Raw genomic sequence first — 20,249 nt, 5'->3', positions numbered from 1 at the left:
GTTGCGCGCCCGATCCGCACAGCTCCTCAGTCCATCCATTCAGTGATCGTCCGACTCTTCTGGAGACAGGCATGACCTCAGCTATCGCTTGCGCGCCCGCCGCTTCAACCTCGACGCCTTTTGCTTATCTGGCACGCTCCTCCACCACGAGTTCGCCGCCACCGGGCGCTCGTGCGGACACGAACTGCTCCGCTTGTTCGTTGCACTCCATCTGCATGCCGCCTCTCCTGAGCGTGACGGAGCTGGCGCGGCTCGACGCGATTGTCTGCTCCACGCGGCTTGTACGACGCGGCGAGACGCTATACCGCGCCGGCGACAAATTCAAAAGCATCTACGCCGTGCGTGTCGGTTGCTTCAAGACGGTCATCACGCATCGCGACGGCCACGAGCAGGTCACCGGGTTTCATATTGCGGGCGAACCGCTCGGACTCGACGGCGTATGCTCCGATGAACAGAATTGCGATGCAATCGCGCTTGAGGACAGCAAGGTGTGTGTCATCCCGTTCGACTTGCTGGAGGACCTTTGCCACGACGTGAAGGCCATGCAGCAGCATGTGCATCGCATGATGAGCGGCGAGATCGTGCGTGAATCCGGGCTCATGATGATGCTCGGCACCATGACCGCCCAGCAGCGCGTTGCTGCGTTCCTGCTCAACCTGTCGTCGAGAATGAAAACGCGCGGCTACTCTTCCGCGGAATTCAATCTGCGGATGACACGTGAAGAGATTGGCAGCTATCTCGGGCTGAAGCTCGAGACCGTGAGCCGGATGTTCTCCAAGCTGCAGCACGCAGGGGTGATCGATACAAACGGCAAGCAGGTACACATTCTCGACAGCGAGAAGCTTGCAGGGGTTTGATCGAAGCAAACCGACGTGCCCATGGGGTTTCATATCGACCCTGCCGCTTTCGGCGATGCTGGTCGTGCCGATGATGGACAATCTGGTCACGCAGCGTAGGTGAAGCCATGGCGCTGACCTGTCCGCTTGACTTGTATCAATGAGATATCCACTGGACATCTCATAGTCGGATAACGTCGGATAGCGGTCTCGCTTTTTCGGCAAGCGCACGGGGTGCCCATCCTGCTGCGTCATGGGGTCATCAAGAGCCCTTCATCAAGACCCCTTGTCAACCGACGATCCACGATTAAAGCGAGGAGACCATGTCTACCATCGAATCGACCCCTCTCGTCCCTGCCCAGGAGATTGCTCCGGCAACCCGCAGCGCGATTGAAAGCATGGACGCTTACCGCGCGCTCGTGGCTGAGGCTGGCCAGGATCACGAAGCGTTCTGGGCACGCCTTGCGCGCGAGCATTTGACCTGGCGCCGTCCGTTCACGCAGATTCTCGACGACCGGGACGCACCGTTCTACAAGTGGTTCGAAGACGGCGAACTGAATGCGTCGTACAACTGCCTCGACCGCAATCTGGCCGTCGGCAATGCGGACAAGACCGCGATCATCTTCGAGTCCGACGACGGCCAGGTTTCGAACATCACGTATCAGGCGTTGTATCACCGGGTATGCCGGCTCGCGAATGCACTGCGGGCACGCGGCGTGAAGAAAGGCGATCGCATCGTCATCTATCTGCCGATGTCAGTCGAAGGGGTTGTCGCGATGCAGGCCTGCGCGCGCATCGGCGCACCGCATTGCGTCGTGTTCGGCGGCTTTTCCGCGAAGTCGCTGCATGAGCGCATAACGAACGTTGGCGCGGTAGCAATCATCACCGCCGACGAGCAGGTTCGCGGCGGCAAGACACTGCCGCTGAAGAGCATTGTGGACGAGGCGCTTGCGATGGACGGCACCGACGCCGTGAAGACCGTCGCCATCTATCGGCGCACGGGTGGCCGGATTCCATGGATCGGCGGCCGCGACGCATGGCTGCATGAACTGGAGCACGCACAGCCGGATACCTGCGAGCCCGAATGGGTGAGCGCCGAGCATCCGCTGTTCGTGTTGTATACGTCAGGGTCCACCGGCGCGCCGAAGGGTGTGCAGCACAGCACGGGAGGCTATCTGCTGTGGGCCGCGGTCACCATGAAGTGGACCTTCGATATCAAGCCTGACGATGTCTTCTGGTGTACCGCCGACATCGGCTGGATCACGGGGCATACGTACATTTGTTATGGGCCGACCGCAGTCGGCGCGACCCAGGTCATTTTCGAAGGCGTGCCAACCTATCCGACCGCGGGCCGCTTCTGGGACATGATCGAGCGCCACAAGGCGACGATTTTCTACACCGCGCCGACCGCCATCCGGTCCCTCATCAAGAGCGCTGATGCGGATCGCGCGGTGCATCCGGAAAGCTTCGACCTGAGCACGTTGCGCATCCTCGGCACGGTCGGTGAACCCATCAACCCGAGCGCGTGGACGTGGTATTCGGAGCATGTCGGCGGCGGGCGGTGCCCCGTGCTCGATACGTTCTGGCAGACCGAAACAGGCGGTCACATGATTACGCCATTGCCAGGCGTTACACCACTCGTGCCTGGTTCCTGCACGCTGCCGCTGCCCGGCATAGATGCCGCGATCGTCGATGAAACCGGCAATGAGGTGCCGAACGGGCAAGGCGGAGTGCTGGTCATCCGCAAGCCCTGGCCGTCGATGATCCGCACCGTCTGGGGCAACCCGGAGCGCTTTCGCAAAGGCTATTACCCCGACGAACTGGGAGGCAATCTGTATCTCGCCGGAGATGGTGCGATTCGCGACCCCGACACCGGCTATTTCACGATCACCGGCCGCGTTGACGACGTGCTCAATGTATCGGGTCACCGCATGGGCACGATGGAAATCGAGTCGACCCTGGCGTCTTGCCCACTGGTCGCCGAAGCGGCGGTCGTTGGCCGTCCCGATGAAACCTTCGGGGAAGCCATCGTTGCATTCGTCGTGCTGAAAGGTCCACGGCCCGCCGGCGCCGACGTGAAACGTATCGCCAACGAATTGCGCGCATGGGTCGGCAAAGAGATCGGTCCAATTGCAAAACCGAAGGAAATCCGCTTCGGCGATGCGATGCCGAAAACGCGCTCCGGAAAGGTCGTGCGCCGGATGTTGCGCTCGGTCGCGAGGGGCGAAGCGGTTTCGCAAGACACGTCGACCATTGAAAATCCGCAGGTGATCGCGCAGTTCGCCGACCCCGCGTAGGTGTCGTGAGCGCCATGACCGGCATGGGCGGCGCGGTGCCCATACCGGTCGCGCCCCTCCATGCGCTTGATTCAAATCAACCGTCCGGGCGTGCCTGTGGATACAGTTGACTCTCGCCGGCGCTATTCATCCTATGTTGGCAGCAGTCCAGATGCGCTTGATGTTCGGACCGCCACGCGCACTTCACATTGACGGCAAACAACGGGACGCACGCGCTTTTCAGTTGCGTGACGGCAGCCCGCCTGAAGGAAGCAAATTGAATACTCGCTACCCAGTCGCCACCCTTGACAACCCTCCACCAACGGGCGGCATGGAGAAGGCGGGTCCGGTCGAGCCGCTGCCAAGCCTTGTCGGCCAGACGAGTGTCGAGCCCGCGCCTGCTGCCCCGGTTGAAGGACCCCAGGGCCGCGTAGTCGCGGTACGGGGTGCGATCGTGGATGTCGCTTTCGATAACGCCCCGTTGCCGCTCATCGAAGAGTCACTTTCCATCTTCACCGATCGCGGACCACCGATCATCGCGGAAGTGCAGGCTCATCTGGATGAACGCACGGTGCGCGCGCTGGCGTTGCAGTCGACCAACGGGCTAAATCGCGGGACGGCCGTGCGGGCATCTGGCGGGCCGATCCTCGTGCCGGTGGGGGAAGCCATGCTCGGACGCCTGATCGATGTCACCGGCACGCCGGGAGACCGCGGCGCACCTTTCGCCGACGACGTCCCGCGCCGCCCGATTCATCGCGCCCCGCCGCCGTTTGCATCGCAGAGCGCGGCCACCGAGATCTTCTGGACCGGGATCAAGGTCATCGACTTGTTGACCCCACTCGCGCAAGGCGGCAAGGCCGCGACCTTCGGCGGCGCCGGGGTGGGTAAAACCGTGCTCGTGATGGAGCTTATCCATGCAATGGTCGAACGCTATAAAGGCATCTCGGTGTTCGCCGGGGTCGGCGAGCGTTCAAGGGAAGGCCACGAGATGCTGCTCGACATGCGCAATTCCGGCGTGCTGCCACGTACCGTGCTGGTCTACGGCCAGATGAACGAGCCTCCCGGCGCGCGCTGGCGGGTGCCGTTGACCGCGCTCACCGTCGCCGAATACTTTCGCGATGAACGTCACCAGAATGTGCTGCTGCTCATGGACAACGTGTTCCGGTTTGTCCAGGCCGGCGCGGAAGTTTCAGGCTTGCTTGGCCGGCTGCCGTCGCGGGTTGGTTACCAGCCGACGCTCGCAAGCGAAGTAGCCGCGCTGCAAGAGCGCATTGTGTCGGTCGGCGGCGTGTCGGTTACCGCGATCGAAGCCGTCTACGTTCCGGCGGACGACTTCACCGACCCGGCCGTGACGACCATCGCGGCGCATGTGGACAGCATGATCGTCCTGTCGCGCTCGATGGCCGCCGAGGGCATGTATCCCGCCATCGATCCGATCGCTTCGTCTTCCATCCTGCTCGACCCCGCTTTCGTCGGCGACGAGCATGCTGCGGTCGCCATCGAAGTGCGCAAGACCATCGAACATTATCGGGAACTGCAGGACGTGATCTCGTTGCTCGGTGTCGAGGAACTCGGCGTGGACGATCGTCGCATCGTTGGACGGGCTCGCCGCCTGCAGCGCTTCCTGAGCCAGCCATTCACCGTCACGGAGGCGTTTACAGGCGTGCCCGGCCGCTCCGTCGCGGTTGCCGATACCATCGCCGGCTGCAAGGCGATCCTCGCCGGCGAGTGCGACACCTGGCAGGAAAGCTCGCTCTACATGATCGGCACACTCGATGAAGCCCGCACTCGCGAAGCGGCGTCGTCAACGCCGCCTGAGAACGCGAACATCAAGACCGCAGCGGGGCATGTCGAACCATGAGCGCGCTCCTGCATTTGACTATCGCCACGCCAGCGCGCGTGCTGTTCGACAGCACCGAAGTCGTCGCGCTGCGCGCCGAGGACGCTACCGGCAGTTTCGGCATTCTGCCCGGCCACGCAGCGTTCCTGACCGTGCTCGCGCCGTCCGTGCTTCGATGGCACGAGGCTGACGGCATCGAACAGTTTTGCGCCGTGAAGGAAGGCGTGCTGCGCGTGTCAGGCGGACACGAGATATCGATTGCGTGCCGCGAAGGCGTGATGGGAACGAGCGGCACATCACTCGAGGTACTTGAGGCGCAAGTCGATGCCGCGCGCGCGGCGCAGCTCGATACAGTGCGGCGTGCCCGCGTAGACGAAACACGTCTTCATGCGCAAGCCGTGCGGCAGTTATTGCGGTATCTGCGTCCGAGCGCGGGACCGGCGGACGGAGCAGGACCGTGACTCAGCCCTCGCCTGACGATATCGATTCCAAGCGTGACGCCGACCGCATGGCGCATGCCGCACGGCAAGCCGTGCGGCGCGAACGTGAGGCGCGGGAAGAGCCGGAACCATCGCTTGGAACCCGCCTCGGTCAGATCGGCATTCTCGGCTGGACCATCGTCGTGCCGACGCTGCTTGGGCTGGTGATCGGCCACTGGCTCGACCGGTACTTCAACACCGGCGTGTTTTTCTCGGCGCCGTTATTAATGGCAGGTGCCGCCGTCGGACTGTGGTCTGCGTGGAAGTGGATGCATCGGCAAACCCGGGGAGATCGGCAATGACACATCACTTACCACTCGCAGCCCAGATCGTGATTGGTGTGAGTGTCGGCCTCGCGGCCGGCGCGCTCCACTTCGCCACCTTGCGCTGGAACGTCCGGTTGCTGATCGCCGGCACGCCGGCCAAGGCAATCGGCCTGCAACTCTTGCGCCTCGCCGGGGTGGCGGTTTTATTCGGTGTCCTGGCGAAACTGGGCGCGTGGCCGTTGCTATGCGGTGCGGCCGGGTTGCTGCTGGCGCGCGGCTTTATCGTGCGACGCGTCCAGGTGACGCCATGATCGCCTCGCCGCTCGTCACTGCCACCCTGTTCCATATCGGACCGATCGACGTATCAGCGCCGGTCGTGGCGACGTGGGTCATCATGGCCCTGCTCGCTGGCGGCGCCGCGTGGTACACGCGCCGCTTGTCGCTCACGCCATCGAAAGTACAGACGGTGCTCGAACTGCTGGTCAGCACCATGGACGACCAGATTCGCGACACCATGCAAGCCGAGCCCGAGCGTTATCGCTCGCTGGTCGGCACGCTCTTTCTGTTCATTCTGGTCAGCAACTGGTCGTCACTCCTGCCCGGTGTCGAGCCCCCCACCGCTCACGTGGAAACCGATGCCGCGCTGGCCCTGATCGTATTCTTCGCGACCATTTTCTACGGCATCCGCACGCGCGGCCTGGGCCGTTACCTCGCCACCTTTGCCGAACCCACGTGGATCATGATCCCGCTCAACGTGGTCGAGCAGATCACGCGCACCTTCTCGCTGGTCGTGCGTCTGTTCGGCAATGTGATGAGCGGTGTCTTCGTCGTCGGCATCGTACTGTCGCTAGCCGGATTGCTGGTCCCCATCCCGTTGATGGCGCTCGACCTTCTGACCGGCGCGGTGCAGGCGTACATCTTCACGGTTCTCGCGATGGTCTTCATTGGCGCCGCGCTAGCCGAAAACTCCACAAAAACTTCCAGCAAAGAGGCAGGCCAGCAATGAACAATCTAATCCAGGTGGTGAGCATTCTCGCGGCAGCGCTTGCCGTCTCGTTCGGCGCAATAGGACCGGCGCTCGGCGAAGGCCGCGCGGTCGCCGCCGCGATGGACGCGCTCGCCCGGCAGCCGGAATCGGCCGGCACGATTTCGCGCACGCTGTTCGTCGGCCTGGCAATGATCGAGACCATGGCGATCTACTGCCTGGTGATCGCCCTGCTCGTGTTGTTCGCCAATCCGTTCGTGAAGTGAGCACGCGCTGATCATGCACATCGACTGGTGGACTCTACTGCTACAGACCGTCAACGCGCTGGTGCTCGTCTGGTTGCTGGCGCGCTTTCTGTTTCGCCCAGTGGCGAAGATAGTGGCGGAGCGCCAGCATGCAGCCGCGGCGCTGATGGCCGATGCCACCGCAGCCAAAGCCGCAGCGCTCGGTGAGCAGCAAAAGGCCGCTGCTGACAGCGCTGAACTTGCCGCGCAGCGCGCGCATCTGCTCGAAGCGGCGACGGCCGAAGCCGCGCAGCTCAAGACGTCGCTCGAGAACGCCGCACGCACCGACGCGGAACAGATGCGCACGGCTGCACAGACCGCAATCGATGCCAGCCGCCGCGAAGCGGCCGCAGCCGACTCGGATCGCGCGTCGCAATTCGCACTCGATGTCACGGCGCGGCTACTCGATCGCCTGCCCGCCGAGGCACGGATCGCGGGGTTCATCGATGGACTCGCGCGTGAGCTTGCCGCGCTGCCCGAGGCTACCCGGGCACAACTGACCGGCGACGATGAACCAGTCCACCTGATCGTGCCTCGCGCCCTCACCGACGATGAACTGGCGGCATGTCAAACCGCGTTCACGCAGGCGCTCGGTCATCCGTTGCAGGTTCAAGTCACAGTCGATCCCGCCGTGATTGCAGGACTTGAACTGGAAGCGCCGCATGCACTCGTGCGCAACAGTTTTCGCCACGATCTCGCCGGCCTGAAAATGGAACTCCTTAGCTCATGACACCCATCCAGACCGGCCTCGCTGCAGAAGACGACGCAGGAGACAACGACTGGCTCGCCAGCAGCCGCGCCGCCCTCGCACGCGCTCAGTTTGCCCCGCAGGCGGAAACCGTCGGCCGCGTTGAACACGTGTCCGACGGCATTGCCTCGGTCTCGGGCCTGCCCGATGTGCGCTTGAACGAACTGCTGCGCTTCGAAGGTGGCCGCTTCGGCTTTGCGCTCACACTGGACGCCGATGCTATCGGCGCGGTCCTGCTGGACGACGGCGATGCGATTTCCGCCGGTTCCCGCGTCACTGGAACGGGCCAAGTGGTGGAAGTGCCGGTCGGTCCCGGACTGCTCGGGCGTGTGGTCGATCCGCTCGGCAGGCCACTCGACAACGACGAACCCGTGCCCGCCGAGAAGCACTTGCCGATCGAGCGGCCGGCGCCTTCCATCATCGACCGGGATCTGGTCGCGCAACCGGTCGCCACCGGCATCCTGCTGATCGACGCGTTGTTTGCAATCGGCCGTGGCCAGCGCGAGCTGATCATCGGGGACCGGGCGACTGGCAAGACCTCGATTGCCATCGACACGATCGTGAACCAGAAGCACACCGACATGATCTGCGTGTACGTGGCGATCGGTCAGCGTGCTACCGCCGTGCAGCGTGTAATCGATGCCGTGCGCCGACACGGCGCGCCCGAGCGATGCGTGTTCGTGGTAGCGTCGGCGGCAGCTTCCCCGGGTTTGCAATGGATCGCACCGTTCAGCGGTTTCTCCATTGCCGAATATTTTCGTGATCGCGGGCAACATGCGCTCATCGTGATCGACGACCTGAGCAAGCATGCCGCAACGCATCGCGAACTCGCCCTGCTCACGCGCGAACCGCCCGGCCGCGAAGCATATCCCGGCGATATCTTCTACCTGCACGCCCGGTTGCTGGAACGCGCGGCGAAACTGTCGAAGGAACTGGGCGGCGGATCGCTCACCGCGTTGCCGGTCGCGGAGACCGATGCCGGCAATTTGTCCGCTTACATTCCCACCAACCTGATCTCGATTACCGATGGGCAGATCATGCTCGACGCCGCGCTCTTCGCCGCCAACCAGCGCCCCGCCGTGGACGTAGGCCTGAGCGTGAGCCGGGTCGGCGGCAAGGCTCAATTGCCCGCGTTGAGGAAAGTTTCAGGGCGTCTGCGGCTAGATTATTCGCAATTCCTTGAGCTTGAAATGTTCACGCGTTTTGGCGGCGCGATGGAGCCGAGAGTGAAGGCGCAAGTGGATCGGGGCCAGCGCATTCGCGCGTTGATCACGCAGCCGCGTTTTGCGCCGCTGCGCCCCGTCGATGAAATCGCGCTGCTGGCCGCGCTCGCCGATGGCGTGTTTGACGCGTTGCCAGTCAGTTGCATTGCGGCGGTTCGCACCCGTCTTGCAGGACATCTGGATGCGCACGGCGGCCCTGCGGCGAGCGCCGCGCTTGTTGCCACAGGGACGCTCGATGAGGCCACGTTGAGCGGACTGGTCGCAGCCGTGCGCGATCTTGCAGTACAGTCAAGCGCGGCGCCTGCGGCCGAAGCTGAAACCAAGCCGGAAACCAAGCCCGAGGCCGCATCGACATGAGCAATAAACTCAGCGAAGTTCAGGCACGCATGAATGGCGTACATGGGCTTGAATCCGTGGTCGGCGCAATGCGTGGGATCGCTGCGGCGCGCTCGCGTGAAGCGCGCAGCCGTCTGGACGGCATTCGGGCGTGCGCGCGGATAGTCAGCGCGGCGATTGGCGACGCGCTGCTGCTGATCGACGATCATGCGTCGCACGAAACCGCGGCCCCGGATCGGGATGCAAAGCACGATGCGTCCATGGTGATAGTCCTGTGCGCGGAACAGGGGTTTGTCGGCACGTTCAACGAGCACGTGATCGACGCGGCGCTTGCATCGAGTACTGCGTACGTTCGGACAGAATACCTGGTGCTCGGCGACCGCGGGATCGTGGCGGCGACGGAACGCGGGCTGAACGTCGGCTGGTCCGCGCCCATGATCACGCACGCCGACGAAGTACCTGCACTCGCCGATCGCCTCACCGGTGTTTTGTTCCAGCGCCTGGTCGCCGGGCGGACGACTCGCGTGAGCGTAATCCACGCAACGCCGAACCCGACGGCCAGTGTCCAGACCGTGGAGCAGACCCTGTTGCCGTTCGACTACGGGCGCTTTTCTGCTACGTCATCGGCTACGTCATCATCGTCGCCGGCAATCGCGCGCCGCAATCCGCCGCTCATCAATCTTGCGCCGCAGCGCCTGTTATCGCAGCTCGCGGAGGAATACATCTTCGCGCAGCTTTGCGAGGCCATCATGCTGTCGTTCGCCGCAGAAAACGAAGCGCGCATGCGGGCGATGATCGCTGCACGCACGAACGTGCATGACAAGCTCGAAGCATTGACCGGCGATTTTCGCCGGCTGAGGCAAGAGGAGATCACGTCGGAGATCGTGGAGCTTTCCGCAGGAAGCATCGCCGCCGACAGACCTTCAAAAAAGCCGCGCCCTGAACCGACCCGGCACTGCGGGAACGGCTCCGTCCCCTCCTTCTGACACCACCGAGCCATCATGGACGAGCCTTCCCAGGAATACGATGCAGAGGACCGCGATCCGGTAATCGGCCCGACCAAACCCCATTTGCTCGGCGTGCTGGGGCCGGGCCTGATCACAGGCGCCTCCGACGACGACCCTAGCGGCATCGCCACCTACAGTCAGGTAGGCGCGGCCTTCGGTTATGGATTGTCGTGGACGCTGTTGTTCAGCTACCCGCTGATGGTCGCCATCCAGATGATCAGTGCGCGCATCGGGCGCACGACGGGACACGGCATTGCAGGCGTGCTTCGTATGCACTACTCCACGTGGCTGCTGCAGTGGATCGTGGCGCTTCTGCTGATTGCGAACATAGTCAATCTGGGCGCGGACCTGGGGGCGATGGCGGATGCCCTTGCGCTCTTGTTGCCCGGTCCCAAGTGGCTCTATGTGCTGCTGTTCTCGGTGATTTGCGTCTCGATGCAGCTCTTGCTGCAATACACGCGCTACGTAGCGGTGCTGAAGTGGTTCACGCTGTCGCTATTTGCGTATTTCGCCGTGCTGGCGGTGGCCCACGTCAATTGGGGCCAACTCGCCGGCAGCCTACTCTTGCCGCGTCCGGTGTGGACATCGGCGTATCTCACTGCCGTCGTAGCGGTGTTCGGCACCACGATCAGCCCCTACCTGTTCTTCTGGCAATCCGATGAGGAAGTCGAGGACATGCGCGTGCATCCGCGGCGGCTCGATCTATTCGATTCACCCGAACAAGGTCCCCAGGCGCTGCGCCGTATCGAGGTCGACACGCTTGCCGGCATGGGATTGTCCAACCTGGTCGCGCTTGCCATCCTGGCGACCACGGCGGCGACCCTCCATGCGGGCGGTATCGTCGATATTGAAACTTCAGCGCAAGCGGCGCAGGCTTTGAGGCCGATAGCCGGCCCATTCGCCGCGCTGTTTTTCACGGTCGGGCTGATCGGAACCGGCTTGCTGGCCGTACCTGTTCTTGCCGGGTCGGCGGCGTATGCGATTGGCGAAGCGCGGGACTGGCCAGTGGGCTTCACCCGCAAAATGCAGGAAGCGAAGGCCTTTTACGCGACCATCGCGGTGGCTACGCTGATCGGCATGGTCATTAATTTCACATCGATCAACCCGATCAAGGCGCTCTACTGGAGCGCGGTGCTCAACGGCGTAGTCGCCGTACCGGTGATGTTCGTGATGATGAAAATAGTGGGCCGTGCGGACATCATGGGAAAGTTTGCGGCCAGGGGCTGGCTGCGCGCACTGGGATGGATAGCGACCGCGGTCATGCTGGTGATCTCGGTGGGCATGGTGGTCACGTCGATCTGACGTTGCGCTGTTGTGCCGGCACGGGTGCGCGGATTGCTAAGGCTCGCGTGCTGCCGGCGCATGGTTGGCTACTTCCCGTCCTGCGCCGCATTGACCTACACTCTGCTAGCGACGTGATTGATCGAGGTAGCTGGGTGACGCGACCCGGCAGACCTGGCACGCCGTCGCGACGGCTCAGTTCAGACGAAAACCCGTTCTACTTTTCTTTCAGGTCTCAAATGAAATTCAAGGACTATTACGAAGCCTTGGGAGTCGAGCGCACCGCGACACTGGCGGACATCAAGAAGGCGTACCGCAAGCTTGCGCACAAATATCATCCCGACGTCTCAGCCGATCCGGACAGCGAAGCGAAATTCAAGGACGTCGCCGAAGCGTATGCCACGCTGAAGAACCCGGAAAAGCGCGAAGCCTACGACAACCTCGGCAAACATCCGGCCGGCGAATCGTTCACGCCGCCACCCGATTGGCAGCAGCATTTCCATACGGGTGAAGCCGGTCTCGACGACGTCGACCTCGCCGATCTTTTTTCAGCCTTTGGCCGTAGCGGCGGCGGCGGGGGAAGTCATCGCAGACAAAGCTTTCCGGTTCCCGGGCAGGACTACGAGATCGCCGCGCCGGTAACGCTTGAGCAGATCCATCGCGGAGACGAGATCGAGCTGAGCGCCGAGCTTCCTGAGTACGACGCCAATGGCCTTGCGCATCGTGTGCCGCGGACCTTTCGAATCACCATTCCCAAATCGGCGGCAGACGGTCAGCGCCTGCGGCTGGCCGGCAAGGGCGGCCCGGGTTTTAACGGCGGACGGGCCGGCGACCTGTATGTGTCGCTTGTGTTGCAGCCGCATCATCTCTATCGGCCCGATGGCCGTGACTTATATATCGATCTGCCGCTCGCGCCCTGGGAAGCCGTGTTGGGGGCGAGCGTACATGTACCCACCCTGGCGGGCACCGTGGAGCTCAACGTGAAACCGGGCACGACCGCCGGGCAGAAGTTGCGGCTTGCCAAACGCGGACTGGCGTCGGCCGATGGCAGCGTCGGGGCGCTGTATGCCGTGGTCAGGATAGAAGTGCCGAAGACGGTAAGCGCTCGAGAACACGAGTTACTGGAAGAATTGGCGGCGGCATCGAACTTCAACCCGCGCAAACATTTCGCGTAAGGAGCAAAGCCATGAGCACACCATTGAGCGAGTCGGTCTGGCTTAACGACGTGGACGTTTGCCAGGTTGAATATCTGGCGGAGGTCTCGGGGTTATCGATTGAAGAAATTGAAGATCTCATTGATACCGATGTTATCAAGCCGGTGGACACTGGCACATCGACACGCATGTTCCAGTTGCGTTACGTCGTGACCGTGAAGACGGCAAGGCGGCTACGCGATGATTTCGAACTCGACCGGAGAGGTCTTGCACTGGCATTGTCGTTGTTGCAGCGTATTGATGAACTGCAAGCCGAAATATATGCAACGAAAGCGCGGCTTGGGCATCCTCGATAAATGTGTTGGGGTTTTCGTTCGCACTCGGGGTGGGGGTTGTGCTGGGGTGTTAGGTTCCCGGGTTAGCGGTTGGGGTTGATACCTGGGGGGGCGGTTCTGGGGTTAGTGGTCGGGGTTGATGCCGGGTTGCCTGGTTCCGGGGTAGCGGTTCTGGGTCTATGCCGGGTTGGTGCTTTCCATGTTAGTGGTCTGCGAGAGTCGGATTTTTTCTTTATCACTATTAGCCACTGTGCGTGGCGGCACGTCATTTCTTTGTCCAAAGCGACAAAGAAACGAAGCAAAGAAAACGCTTTAACCGCTCTACCCTAAGTGTCCACAGCGTGCAGTTTTCATTCATGGGTGCCCCAAAAGCACGGTGCTCGCCAGAGCCACGGATGTGTGAAACCCTCCTTCTCCGAACACCGATACCCACACGCTTCGCCACCAGTGATTGAACCTGCCCAAGGACCACCCCGCGCTATCCGCGGACGACCACCCTCCAAATGTGTACGCGCCTCGAACCACGTCGCCAACCCTGCTGAAAATGAGGCCGCGAAGACGCGGGCGGCCGTAACCGACGAAAATAGCTGTACAGAACGCGCAGCCAATTCACAAAAACTGAAGCAGTAACCACAAACACGCATCAAGCTGTGGCGAACGAATACGGTCGCACAGACCAGGTGGCTAACCTGTCAAAAAACCGCAGCCGTAAATACCCGTAGGGCCGTGCGGGTTCCTTAGCAAGGGTGCTTGCCCGAGAGCGTACGGGGCGAAGCGTGTTCGTGTCAGGATTCGCGAGAAGGAGGGGTTCAAACATCCGTGGTTCTGGCGAGCACCGTGCTTTTGGGGCACCTATGAATCAAAACTGCACGCTGTGGACACTTAGGGTAGCGTGGTTGAAAGCGTTTTCTTTGCTTCGTTTCTTTGTCGCTTTGGACAAAGAAATGACGTGCCGCCACGCACAGTGGCTAATAGTGATAAAGAGAAAATCCGACTCATGCAAGCCGCTAACGCCGAAAGCAGCAACCCGGCATAGACCCCGACCACTAACCCCAGAACCGCCCCCCGACACATCAAGCACCGCCCAGCCCCTCCCCCCACCACTACGAGAAGTCTTGCAAATTCCCTTCAGTCGCCACTCGATCACCTTGCGCAGCCTCAACAACGACTATGGGCGCAGGTTCATTGATCCATGCTTCAAGAAGCGTCGACGTAACCGCAAGAATCACCGGCCCGACGAACAGACCGACAATTCCAAACGCAAACATGCCACCCAACACACCGGCCAAAATCAATAGCATCGAAAGGTTCACCCCACGCCTGATCAGAATCGGCCGCAGCAAACTATCGAGCATGGCGACCGCAACCGACCAGATCAGCAGCAAAATCGCGGCAACAGTCGAGTCATGCATAAAAAGCCACGCAACACCGCCAAGCAAAGGCAACAACGGCCCGATCTGTGCCAGACACAACATCAGCATGACCGCGGTCAATATCCCGGCAGCGGGAACGCCAGCGATCCACAGACCGATCCCGCCCAGTGCAGACTGCGCCACCGCCGTCACGACAATCCCAAGCGCAACCGCGCGAATCGCCAGCCCCGCCAGCTTGACAGCTTCCGCACCACGCTGGGCGGCAAGCCGGGTTGCGAAACGCGTAACGAAGCGGCCCGCTGCTTCACCCTGGCTATAGAGAATCCCCGCAATGATAATCGTGACGAACATGTGAATCACGAACACGCCCACGGCCGCCGCATGACCAAGCATCCAGCGCGCGACAATCGTCAAATAAGGTTCCAGCTTCGCCAGCAGGCCGCCCGGCCCGGCGTCCGACAAGGTCTGCCATTCATGCGCAACACGCTGCCCGGCCAGCGGAACCTCGCCGACCCAGCCCGGCGGCGGCGCCAGTGCATAGCTGGGCAGGCCCTTGATGGCTCCCATGATGTCGCCCGCGTGCAAGGCCAGTGTCGAAATGGCCTCATAGAGCGGCAGCGCGATCACGACCAGCAAGATGATCAGCATCACTGCAGTAGCTATCCATCGGCGATTGCCGACTCGGCGCTGCACCGCCAGCATCACGGGCCAGGTGGCAACCACAATGGTGGTCGCCCAGATGAGGCCGGGAATGAAAGGCCGCAGAATATAGAGGCTGCCGATCGTCAACGCGGACAGGATGACAATAACGAACAGAATGCGGGCAATATCGACGGGTTGACGCGGGGTCATTTCGTGTTCCTGACAAGAATATCCTGGCTGTGCCTGAACGCGCGTTCCAGACACCCAACAGCGGATTCGGCCGCACGAGCCGCACAGCGAGCCCGATGCTAGATTTAGTTTACCGGCTATTGGTTTCCGACAGTGTGCCCAGCTCGGACACATGACGCCGGAGGCTTCCGCAAGAGGTCGCCCCAAATGCGCGGCGAAGCGACTTTGACAGGCTTCGCCCCGGATGTCGATATCTCTCAGGAGCTGAATGTGGTCATGTTGTCAAACTTCATTGCATGGGCCGCGACGTACGACGCGTTCGCATCACCTTATACAGGAAATGAGCACGGCACTCAGCAGTATCGTGAACGCGTCGGTCGCGCCGATGCGCGGCGCGCTGGTCCGCCAGCCGCTGAATTCGGACGTTCGAAAAAGAAGGCGTGAAACGGGAAATTCCGCTCTGGCCGGTGACATCACGAATCACGTACTTGCCAGGCGCCAGCAGCAGACGCACCAGGAAATGATCATCGGACGCGCCGACGGACTTGTTCACGCCGTCGAACCTGAAGCTGAGCCGATTTGCACGATCATCACCAGCGCCACGCTTGATCTTCACGCCGACAGGTCTACGTTGATAACCCGTGTGATAAGTTTTTTTTGAGCGTGACGGTCATCAACGCGTGCGACAGCGAAGTGAAAATGTTCCAAAAACTTAAATAAATATCACCCGTTAACACAACCAGCGTAGACAGGTATCCACGACCATTAAAGCCTCATTGTTCCGGTCTCGGCGAACCGCATGTGCAGACCGAACGCGGTCGCCAGGTTATGCGGCGTGTGCCCGCCGAACCTCAGCGCGTCGCGGTAATAATCGCGCAACAGGTCCCGATACGACGGGTGCGCACAGTGCTCGATAATCTGCAGCGCCCGCTCGCGCGGCGCCAGGCCCGTCAGATCGGCCAGCCCCATTTCCGTCACGATCACATCGACGTCATGCTCGTTGTGATCGCAATGCGGCACCATCGGCACGATGCTGGAGATCGCACCGTTCTTCGCCATGGACTTGGTTGCGAAAATGGCATAGGCCGCATTACGCGCGAAGTCTCCCGAGCCGCCAATGCCGTTCATCATGTGCGTGCCGCCCGCATGGGTGGAATTCACGTTGCCATAGATATCGGCTTCGAGCGCCGTGTTGATCGCAATCAGCCCGAGCCGCCGGATCACCTCCGGATGGTTGCTGACCTCCTGAGGGCGCAACACCAGCTTGTCCCGGTAACGCGAGAGGTTATCGAAGACCTGCCGTTGACGGTCTTGTGACAACGTGATCGACGCGCCGGAGGCGAACGCCACCTTGCCTGCATCCATCAGTTCGAAAGCCGAGTCCTGCAACACTTCGGAATAGATCGTCAGCGCGTCGAAAGGAGAGCTTGCGAAGCCGGACAGCACCGCGTTGGCGATCGTGCCAATACCGGCCTGCAGTGGCGGCAGCGTTCGAGGCAAGCGCCCGCGCGACACTTCGTGCTGGAAAAACTCAATCAGATGGCCCGCAATGCGGGCGGTGTCCTCGTCGGGTTTCTCGACCGTGGAGGGACTGTCCGGGCGGTGGGTCACAACGATCGCGGCAATCTTCCCAGGCGTCACATCGATCGACTGCGTGCCGATGCGCTGATCAGGACGCACGATGGGCAGAGGCTCGCGAAGCGGCCTGTCAGCCGGCAGCCAGATGTCGTGCAAGCCTTCAAGCGAGGCGGGCTGCGCCAGATTGATTTCGACGATCACCTTCTGCGCGCAAGCGGCGAACGTCGCTGAATTGCCGATGGACGTGGTGGGGACTATGCCGCCGGTCTCCGTGATGGCGGCAGCCTCGATGATCGCGATGTCCATCGACCCGAGGCGATTCGTGCGAAGCAGTTCCACCGTCTCGGACAGATGCTGGTCGACGTACATCACCCGGCCGTCGTTGATCGCGCGGCGCAGCGTACTGTCGACCTGAAACGGCAGTCTTCGCGCCAGCACACCTGCCTCGGTCAGGATCTTGTCTGTGTTGTGTCCGAGCGAAGCGCCGGTGATCAGCGTGATGCGCAACGGCTGGCTTTCGGCTTGCGCGCGCTCAGCAAGCGCCGCAGGCACGGCCTTGGCATCCCCGGCGCGCGTGAAACCGCTCATACCGACCACCATGCCGTCATGAATCAACTGCGCGGCGTCGGCACTCGACATGATTTTACTGAGCAGTGCTTTGCAACGAATGCGGTCTTCGACCATTTGAATGTTCCTCAGGACCGTCGATCGCGGGGTGCGTTCGTTCTGGTCAGATGAGCGGCGACGCGGGCGCTTGCGGGGGCGTCGCGCAGATCAGCTTCCGCCGAAGAAAAGGCTGCAGTAGCTGGCGGGTCCAACGCATTCGTCCGGCTTGCGCACCGCATGAGATACCTGGGGCACTTCGCGAACTGTTGCGCCGGCTGTATCGGTTGCAACCGTTCGCTGATCCTGTTGCGCCGCTTGCGGGCTTGCCGCGGCCACTGCACTCACCGAGCCCGATTGCGCATAGGCAGCCGACAGGACAAACCACGAATAAACCACCAGCGCACTCTTCAATAATTTCATTTCACTTTCCCTGTTTCATTACTTGCATGCAGCAATCAATTCGCCGCCGAGGGAAATATATGACTGTGTGATGGGTTGATTAAGGGGCCGCGGTGTAACGCACCCTTCCTCATCTGCGGGCAATCGGCGCCCGACTATTTGCCACGGCGCGGACCACGCCGGTCAGCGCCGATGGAACGGCGCATCGCGATCGAGCAACGCCGTGCGAATGGAATGTAGCGACGCCACCATGCGCCCCACTTCGCGCCCGTGGCCATGCGCAACACCCATCCCAAGGCTTTGTTGCGCCGCTTCGAGCGCCGACACCACAGCCCCAAGCGCCTGAAGCCGATGCTGATCGGTTGGCGCGGTGAAGAGCAGCGAAACTGCCTGCCGGAAGGACTGCATGGCCGCGCGCCAGTGCCCTTGTTCATCGATGGAGACGCCTGACGCCGCTTCACGCAGATCGATAACCGCCTGGCCCACTTCGAGTGTCGCCAGCATCCATCGCAACGCGCGCCGATGTTCCCGCGACCTGTCGGCAAGCAAGCCACGCAACTGGTACATCAAGTCGTGCGTGCTTGCGTGAAAACGATGATTCAATCCAGCGAGCCTGCCGTGGCATGCGCGCGCCACCTGAGCCCGCAACTCACGTTGAGTTCTTTCAACAAGCCATGCGGCATTGGGCGGACAGACCAGCGCGAAGCAGAGGGACGCGGCCAGCAACGCGAGGACCACTGCAACGCCGTTATTCATCAGCGTCTCCGGGGCATAGCTCGTGACATTGTCCGGCCCCGCGAGCAAGCAAAAGAACACGAGAAACCCTGTCCCATACCCGCCACCATGCCGATGCGACGCCACATAAGCGCCCAGCACGACGACTGGCGCGAGGACCGCGCACAGCAACGCGAAGCCATCGATGGCGGGATATACATAACGTGTCAGCCCACAGCCAACGACCACGGCAAGCGCCGCACCGGCAGCCATTTGCAACGCGAGCCGGGACGGCCGTGCAGAGGTCGCGCACAAACCGCAAGCGAGCGTGGCCGCAATCACGGCCATGCCACCGCTGGGCCATGCTGTTGCAATCCAGAAGCTGCCGATCAGCGCGACCGTCGTTGCGGTCCGCACGAACGAGGCAAGCACGACACTGAGATGCGTGCGCGCCACGTGCGGATAGGTTACGCGATCAGGAAGCGCGAGCGGCTCGTCGTGTTTCCAGGCGGCATGCGTGCGGGTGTACCGGGCGAAGTCATCGACGAAACGAAACAGCAGTTCGATGGCGGTATCGAAATCGGGCAGCAGTGCGGGAACGTCCGACTCCATCCGTGCGCGTGCGGTGCGGATGGTCTCCTGCATACCGGCCCGGAAGCGCTGCAAGGCCCCGGTGAACTCCGCTTCGTGGTTAAGGCTGTCATGCGTTCGTAAGAGAATCGAAAGTGTATCGAGATGCGTAGAGATGACGGTGACCAGTGCGGCGCCATCGTTCACCAACATGCGCCTGAGCAACTGATGCAACCCATGCAGGCGCGCGCAGGCATCGAGGAATTCGCTGTTGAGCCGCGCAAGACGACGGCTTTGTGCGCGCATGGCCGGCGTCTCATACGCGGCGTAACGAAGCTGGGCATCGAGGGCAATGGTTTCATCGACCCACGCGCCAAAGCGCTGCTCGAACGCGCCTCGCCCAACGCTGCGGCCGAGCACGTTTGCCGCGAAAGCTTTAAAATCCTCATCCCGCCGACGCAAACCCGCCGCGAATACGGCGCTCGCGCGCAAAGGCATCATGAGCGCGCTGATCGCACCTGAACACAATATGCCGAGCGTGACTTCGGCTGTGCGGTTCAACGAGGCGAGCAACAAACCGTTCGGATCGTCCACGGCCGGTATGCCAATCAGCGCCGCCGTGTACCCTGCCAGCACGAAGCCGTACCACCTAAAGTGACGATACCTCACAGCCAGCGCCGTACAGACGGCAACCCATCCAGTCAGACCGGCCATGTAGGCCTCTGGCTGCTGCACAAACACCCCTCCGAGCACCAGCGCCGCGACCGCACCCAGCAGCGTGCCGAACAACCGGTAGACGCTTTTTGCGAGCACCATGCCCGCCAGCGGTTGCATGAGCACGACGGCGGTGGTCATCGCAACACGAGGCTGCGGCAACTGAAGCAGCATCGCGAGGCCCATCGCGCTCGCCACGGCCATGAATGTTTTCAGCAGATGCAGCCAGCTGGGCGCAGCGGTCGCGAGCCAGTCGCGGGCGGCATCTTTCACCCGATCCAACGCGCTCTCGGGCACCTCTTCGTCGTTCATGAACCAGCACGTTTCCTTGGGCCAGCGTTAGGCGCGGGCAGCTCGGGCGTGCTTCATGCCATCACGCGAGCCGCCATGCGAAGGTGCCGATTGTATGGAGCC

Annotated in this window: 19 protein-coding genes; 15 read left to right on the top strand and 4 right to left on the bottom strand. The window is 62.0% G+C overall.

Annotated elements, in window-relative coordinates; translation table 11 throughout:
• Window positions 1-71: 71 nt before the first annotated feature.
• The 14 genes from fnr (at window position 72) to ACSQ36_RS38170 (ending at window position 13,071) form a co-directional block, all read left to right on the top strand.
• Window positions 72-857 carry a fumarate/nitrate reduction transcriptional regulator Fnr gene (gene fnr / locus ACSQ36_RS38235; RefSeq protein WP_436186123.1) on the top strand — a complete coding sequence of 262 codons (786 nt, stop codon included), beginning with the start codon at window positions 72-74 and terminating at the stop codon, window positions 855-857.
• Between the two features lie 302 nt (window positions 858-1,159).
• Window positions 1,160-3,133, top strand: coding sequence for an acetate--CoA ligase (gene acs, locus ACSQ36_RS38230; protein WP_436186122.1), 1,974 nt, complete (start codon window positions 1,160-1,162; stop codon window positions 3,131-3,133).
• Between the two features lie 310 nt (window positions 3,134-3,443).
• On the top strand, window positions 3,444-4,973 hold the full coding sequence (gene atpD, locus ACSQ36_RS38225; protein ID WP_436186473.1) for a F0F1 ATP synthase subunit beta: 1,530 nt from the start codon (window positions 3,444-3,446) through the stop codon (window positions 4,971-4,973).
• The gene (locus ACSQ36_RS38220) at window positions 4,970-5,413 is read left to right on the top strand and encodes a F0F1 ATP synthase subunit epsilon (protein WP_213763007.1); all 444 of its coding nucleotides are present in this window, start codon (window positions 4,970-4,972) and stop codon (window positions 5,411-5,413) included. Before atpD ends, ACSQ36_RS38220 begins: the two co-directional genes overlap by 4 nt.
• Window positions 5,410-5,733, top strand: coding sequence for an AtpZ/AtpI family protein (locus ACSQ36_RS38215; protein ID WP_346730460.1), 324 nt, complete (start codon window positions 5,410-5,412; stop codon window positions 5,731-5,733). The genes ACSQ36_RS38220 and ACSQ36_RS38215 overlap by 4 nt, the downstream gene beginning before the upstream one ends.
• Complete coding sequence (locus tag ACSQ36_RS38210) at window positions 5,730-6,008, top strand: N-ATPase subunit AtpR (protein ID WP_436186121.1); 279 nt, start codon at window positions 5,730-5,732, stop codon at window positions 6,006-6,008. Before ACSQ36_RS38215 ends, ACSQ36_RS38210 begins: the two co-directional genes overlap by 4 nt.
• A complete protein-coding gene (locus ACSQ36_RS38205) occupies window positions 6,005-6,703 on the top strand; it encodes a F0F1 ATP synthase subunit A (protein WP_436186120.1) in 699 nt (232 codons plus the stop codon). Before ACSQ36_RS38210 ends, ACSQ36_RS38205 begins: the two co-directional genes overlap by 4 nt.
• Window positions 6,700-6,948, top strand: coding sequence for a F0F1 ATP synthase subunit C (locus ACSQ36_RS38200; RefSeq protein WP_031359402.1), 249 nt, complete (start codon window positions 6,700-6,702; stop codon window positions 6,946-6,948). Before ACSQ36_RS38205 ends, ACSQ36_RS38200 begins: the two co-directional genes overlap by 4 nt.
• 13 nt (window positions 6,949-6,961) lie before the next feature.
• The gene (locus tag ACSQ36_RS38195) at window positions 6,962-7,696 is read left to right on the top strand and encodes a F0F1 ATP synthase subunit delta (RefSeq protein WP_436186119.1); all 735 of its coding nucleotides are present in this window, start codon (window positions 6,962-6,964) and stop codon (window positions 7,694-7,696) included.
• Window positions 7,693-9,294 (top strand): F0F1 ATP synthase subunit alpha, encoded by a 1,602-nt coding sequence (locus ACSQ36_RS38190; RefSeq protein WP_436186118.1) that lies wholly within the window; start codon window positions 7,693-7,695, stop codon window positions 9,292-9,294. Before ACSQ36_RS38195 ends, ACSQ36_RS38190 begins: the two co-directional genes overlap by 4 nt.
• Window positions 9,291-10,259 carry a F0F1 ATP synthase subunit gamma gene (locus tag ACSQ36_RS38185; RefSeq protein ID WP_436186117.1) on the top strand — a complete coding sequence of 323 codons (969 nt, stop codon included), beginning with the start codon at window positions 9,291-9,293 and terminating at the stop codon, window positions 10,257-10,259. The genes ACSQ36_RS38190 and ACSQ36_RS38185 overlap by 4 nt, the downstream gene beginning before the upstream one ends.
• Before the next feature lie 15 nt (window positions 10,260-10,274).
• Window positions 10,275-11,582 (top strand): NRAMP family divalent metal transporter, encoded by a 1,308-nt coding sequence (locus ACSQ36_RS38180; protein WP_436186116.1) that lies wholly within the window; start codon window positions 10,275-10,277, stop codon window positions 11,580-11,582.
• 218 nt (window positions 11,583-11,800) lie between these two features.
• The gene (locus ACSQ36_RS38175; protein WP_436186115.1) at window positions 11,801-12,736 is read left to right on the top strand and encodes a DnaJ C-terminal domain-containing protein; all 936 of its coding nucleotides are present in this window, start codon (window positions 11,801-11,803) and stop codon (window positions 12,734-12,736) included.
• Between the two features lie 11 nt (window positions 12,737-12,747).
• Window positions 12,748-13,071 (top strand): chaperone modulator CbpM, encoded by a 324-nt coding sequence (locus ACSQ36_RS38170; RefSeq protein ID WP_213763020.1) that lies wholly within the window; start codon window positions 12,748-12,750, stop codon window positions 13,069-13,071.
• Window positions 13,072-14,153: 1,082 nt separating this feature from the next.
• Here the strand turns inward: ACSQ36_RS38170 and ydiK are convergent.
• The gene (gene ydiK, locus ACSQ36_RS38165; RefSeq protein WP_436186114.1) at window positions 14,154-15,275 is read right to left on the bottom strand and encodes an AI-2E family transporter YdiK; all 1,122 of its coding nucleotides are present in this window, start codon (window positions 15,273-15,275) and stop codon (window positions 14,154-14,156) included.
• 186 nt (window positions 15,276-15,461) lie between these two features.
• Here ydiK and ACSQ36_RS38160 point away from each other — a divergent pair, with 186 nt between their 5' ends.
• Window positions 15,462-15,698 (top strand): hypothetical protein, encoded by a 237-nt coding sequence (locus tag ACSQ36_RS38160; RefSeq protein ID WP_436186113.1) that lies wholly within the window; start codon window positions 15,462-15,464, stop codon window positions 15,696-15,698.
• Window positions 15,699-16,019: 321 nt separating this feature from the next.
• Here ACSQ36_RS38160 and ACSQ36_RS38155 read toward each other — a convergent pair whose 3' ends face one another.
• The 3 genes from ACSQ36_RS38155 to ACSQ36_RS38145 all read right to left on the bottom strand — a co-directional run bounded on the left by ACSQ36_RS38155 (window position 16,020) and on the right by ACSQ36_RS38145 (window position 20,147).
• Window positions 16,020-17,516 (bottom strand): succinate CoA transferase, encoded by a 1,497-nt coding sequence (locus ACSQ36_RS38155; RefSeq protein ID WP_436186112.1) that lies wholly within the window; start codon window positions 17,514-17,516, stop codon window positions 16,020-16,022.
• A gap of 90 nt (window positions 17,517-17,606) precedes the next feature.
• Window positions 17,607-17,858: a hypothetical protein gene (locus ACSQ36_RS38150; RefSeq protein ID WP_436186111.1), complete on the bottom strand. Its 252-nt coding sequence runs from the start codon at window positions 17,856-17,858 to the stop codon at window positions 17,607-17,609.
• A gap of 162 nt (window positions 17,859-18,020) precedes the next feature.
• Window positions 18,021-20,147 carry an FUSC family protein gene (locus ACSQ36_RS38145; protein ID WP_436186110.1) on the bottom strand — a complete coding sequence of 709 codons (2,127 nt, stop codon included), beginning with the start codon at window positions 20,145-20,147 and terminating at the stop codon, window positions 18,021-18,023.
• Window positions 20,148-20,249 lie beyond the last annotated feature (102 nt).

It is taken from the genome of Caballeronia sp. LjRoot34, assembly GCF_964253815.1.
Classification (GTDB): domain Bacteria; phylum Pseudomonadota; class Gammaproteobacteria; order Burkholderiales; family Burkholderiaceae; genus Caballeronia.
The sequence above is the reverse complement of the archived record's forward strand: the minus strand, read 5'-3'. Positions and strand labels throughout refer to the sequence as shown.

Coding starts and splice junctions, on each gene's coding strand:
- ACSQ36_RS38150 (WP_436186111.1), bottom strand. CDS start 17,858: ATGAAATTATTGAAGAGTGCGCTGGTGGTTTATTCGTGGTTTGTCCTG.
- atpD (WP_436186473.1), top strand. CDS start 3,444: ATGGAGAAGGCGGGTCCGGTCGAGCCGCTGCCAAGCCTTGTCGGCCAG.
- ACSQ36_RS38185 (WP_436186117.1), top strand. CDS start 9,291: ATGAGCAATAAACTCAGCGAAGTTCAGGCACGCATGAATGGCGTACAT.
- ACSQ36_RS38210 (WP_436186121.1), top strand. CDS start 5,730: ATGACACATCACTTACCACTCGCAGCCCAGATCGTGATTGGTGTGAGT.
- ACSQ36_RS38160 (WP_436186113.1), top strand. CDS start 15,462: ATGCGCGGCGAAGCGACTTTGACAGGCTTCGCCCCGGATGTCGATATC.
- ACSQ36_RS38155 (WP_436186112.1), bottom strand. CDS start 17,516: ATGGTCGAAGACCGCATTCGTTGCAAAGCACTGCTCAGTAAAATCATG.
- ydiK (WP_436186114.1), bottom strand. CDS start 15,275: ATGACCCCGCGTCAACCCGTCGATATTGCCCGCATTCTGTTCGTTATT.
- ACSQ36_RS38200 (WP_031359402.1), top strand. CDS start 6,700: ATGAACAATCTAATCCAGGTGGTGAGCATTCTCGCGGCAGCGCTTGCC.
- ACSQ36_RS38205 (WP_436186120.1), top strand. CDS start 6,005: ATGATCGCCTCGCCGCTCGTCACTGCCACCCTGTTCCATATCGGACCG.
- ACSQ36_RS38180 (WP_436186116.1), top strand. CDS start 10,275: ATGGACGAGCCTTCCCAGGAATACGATGCAGAGGACCGCGATCCGGTA.
- ACSQ36_RS38220 (WP_213763007.1), top strand. CDS start 4,970: ATGAGCGCGCTCCTGCATTTGACTATCGCCACGCCAGCGCGCGTGCTG.
- ACSQ36_RS38195 (WP_436186119.1), top strand. CDS start 6,962: ATGCACATCGACTGGTGGACTCTACTGCTACAGACCGTCAACGCGCTG.
- acs (WP_436186122.1), top strand. CDS start 1,160: ATGTCTACCATCGAATCGACCCCTCTCGTCCCTGCCCAGGAGATTGCT.
- ACSQ36_RS38145 (WP_436186110.1), bottom strand. CDS start 20,147: ATGAACGACGAAGAGGTGCCCGAGAGCGCGTTGGATCGGGTGAAAGAT.
- ACSQ36_RS38175 (WP_436186115.1), top strand. CDS start 11,801: ATGAAATTCAAGGACTATTACGAAGCCTTGGGAGTCGAGCGCACCGCG.
- ACSQ36_RS38190 (WP_436186118.1), top strand. CDS start 7,693: ATGACACCCATCCAGACCGGCCTCGCTGCAGAAGACGACGCAGGAGAC.
- ACSQ36_RS38170 (WP_213763020.1), top strand. CDS start 12,748: ATGAGCACACCATTGAGCGAGTCGGTCTGGCTTAACGACGTGGACGTT.
- fnr (WP_436186123.1), top strand. CDS start 72: ATGACCTCAGCTATCGCTTGCGCGCCCGCCGCTTCAACCTCGACGCCT.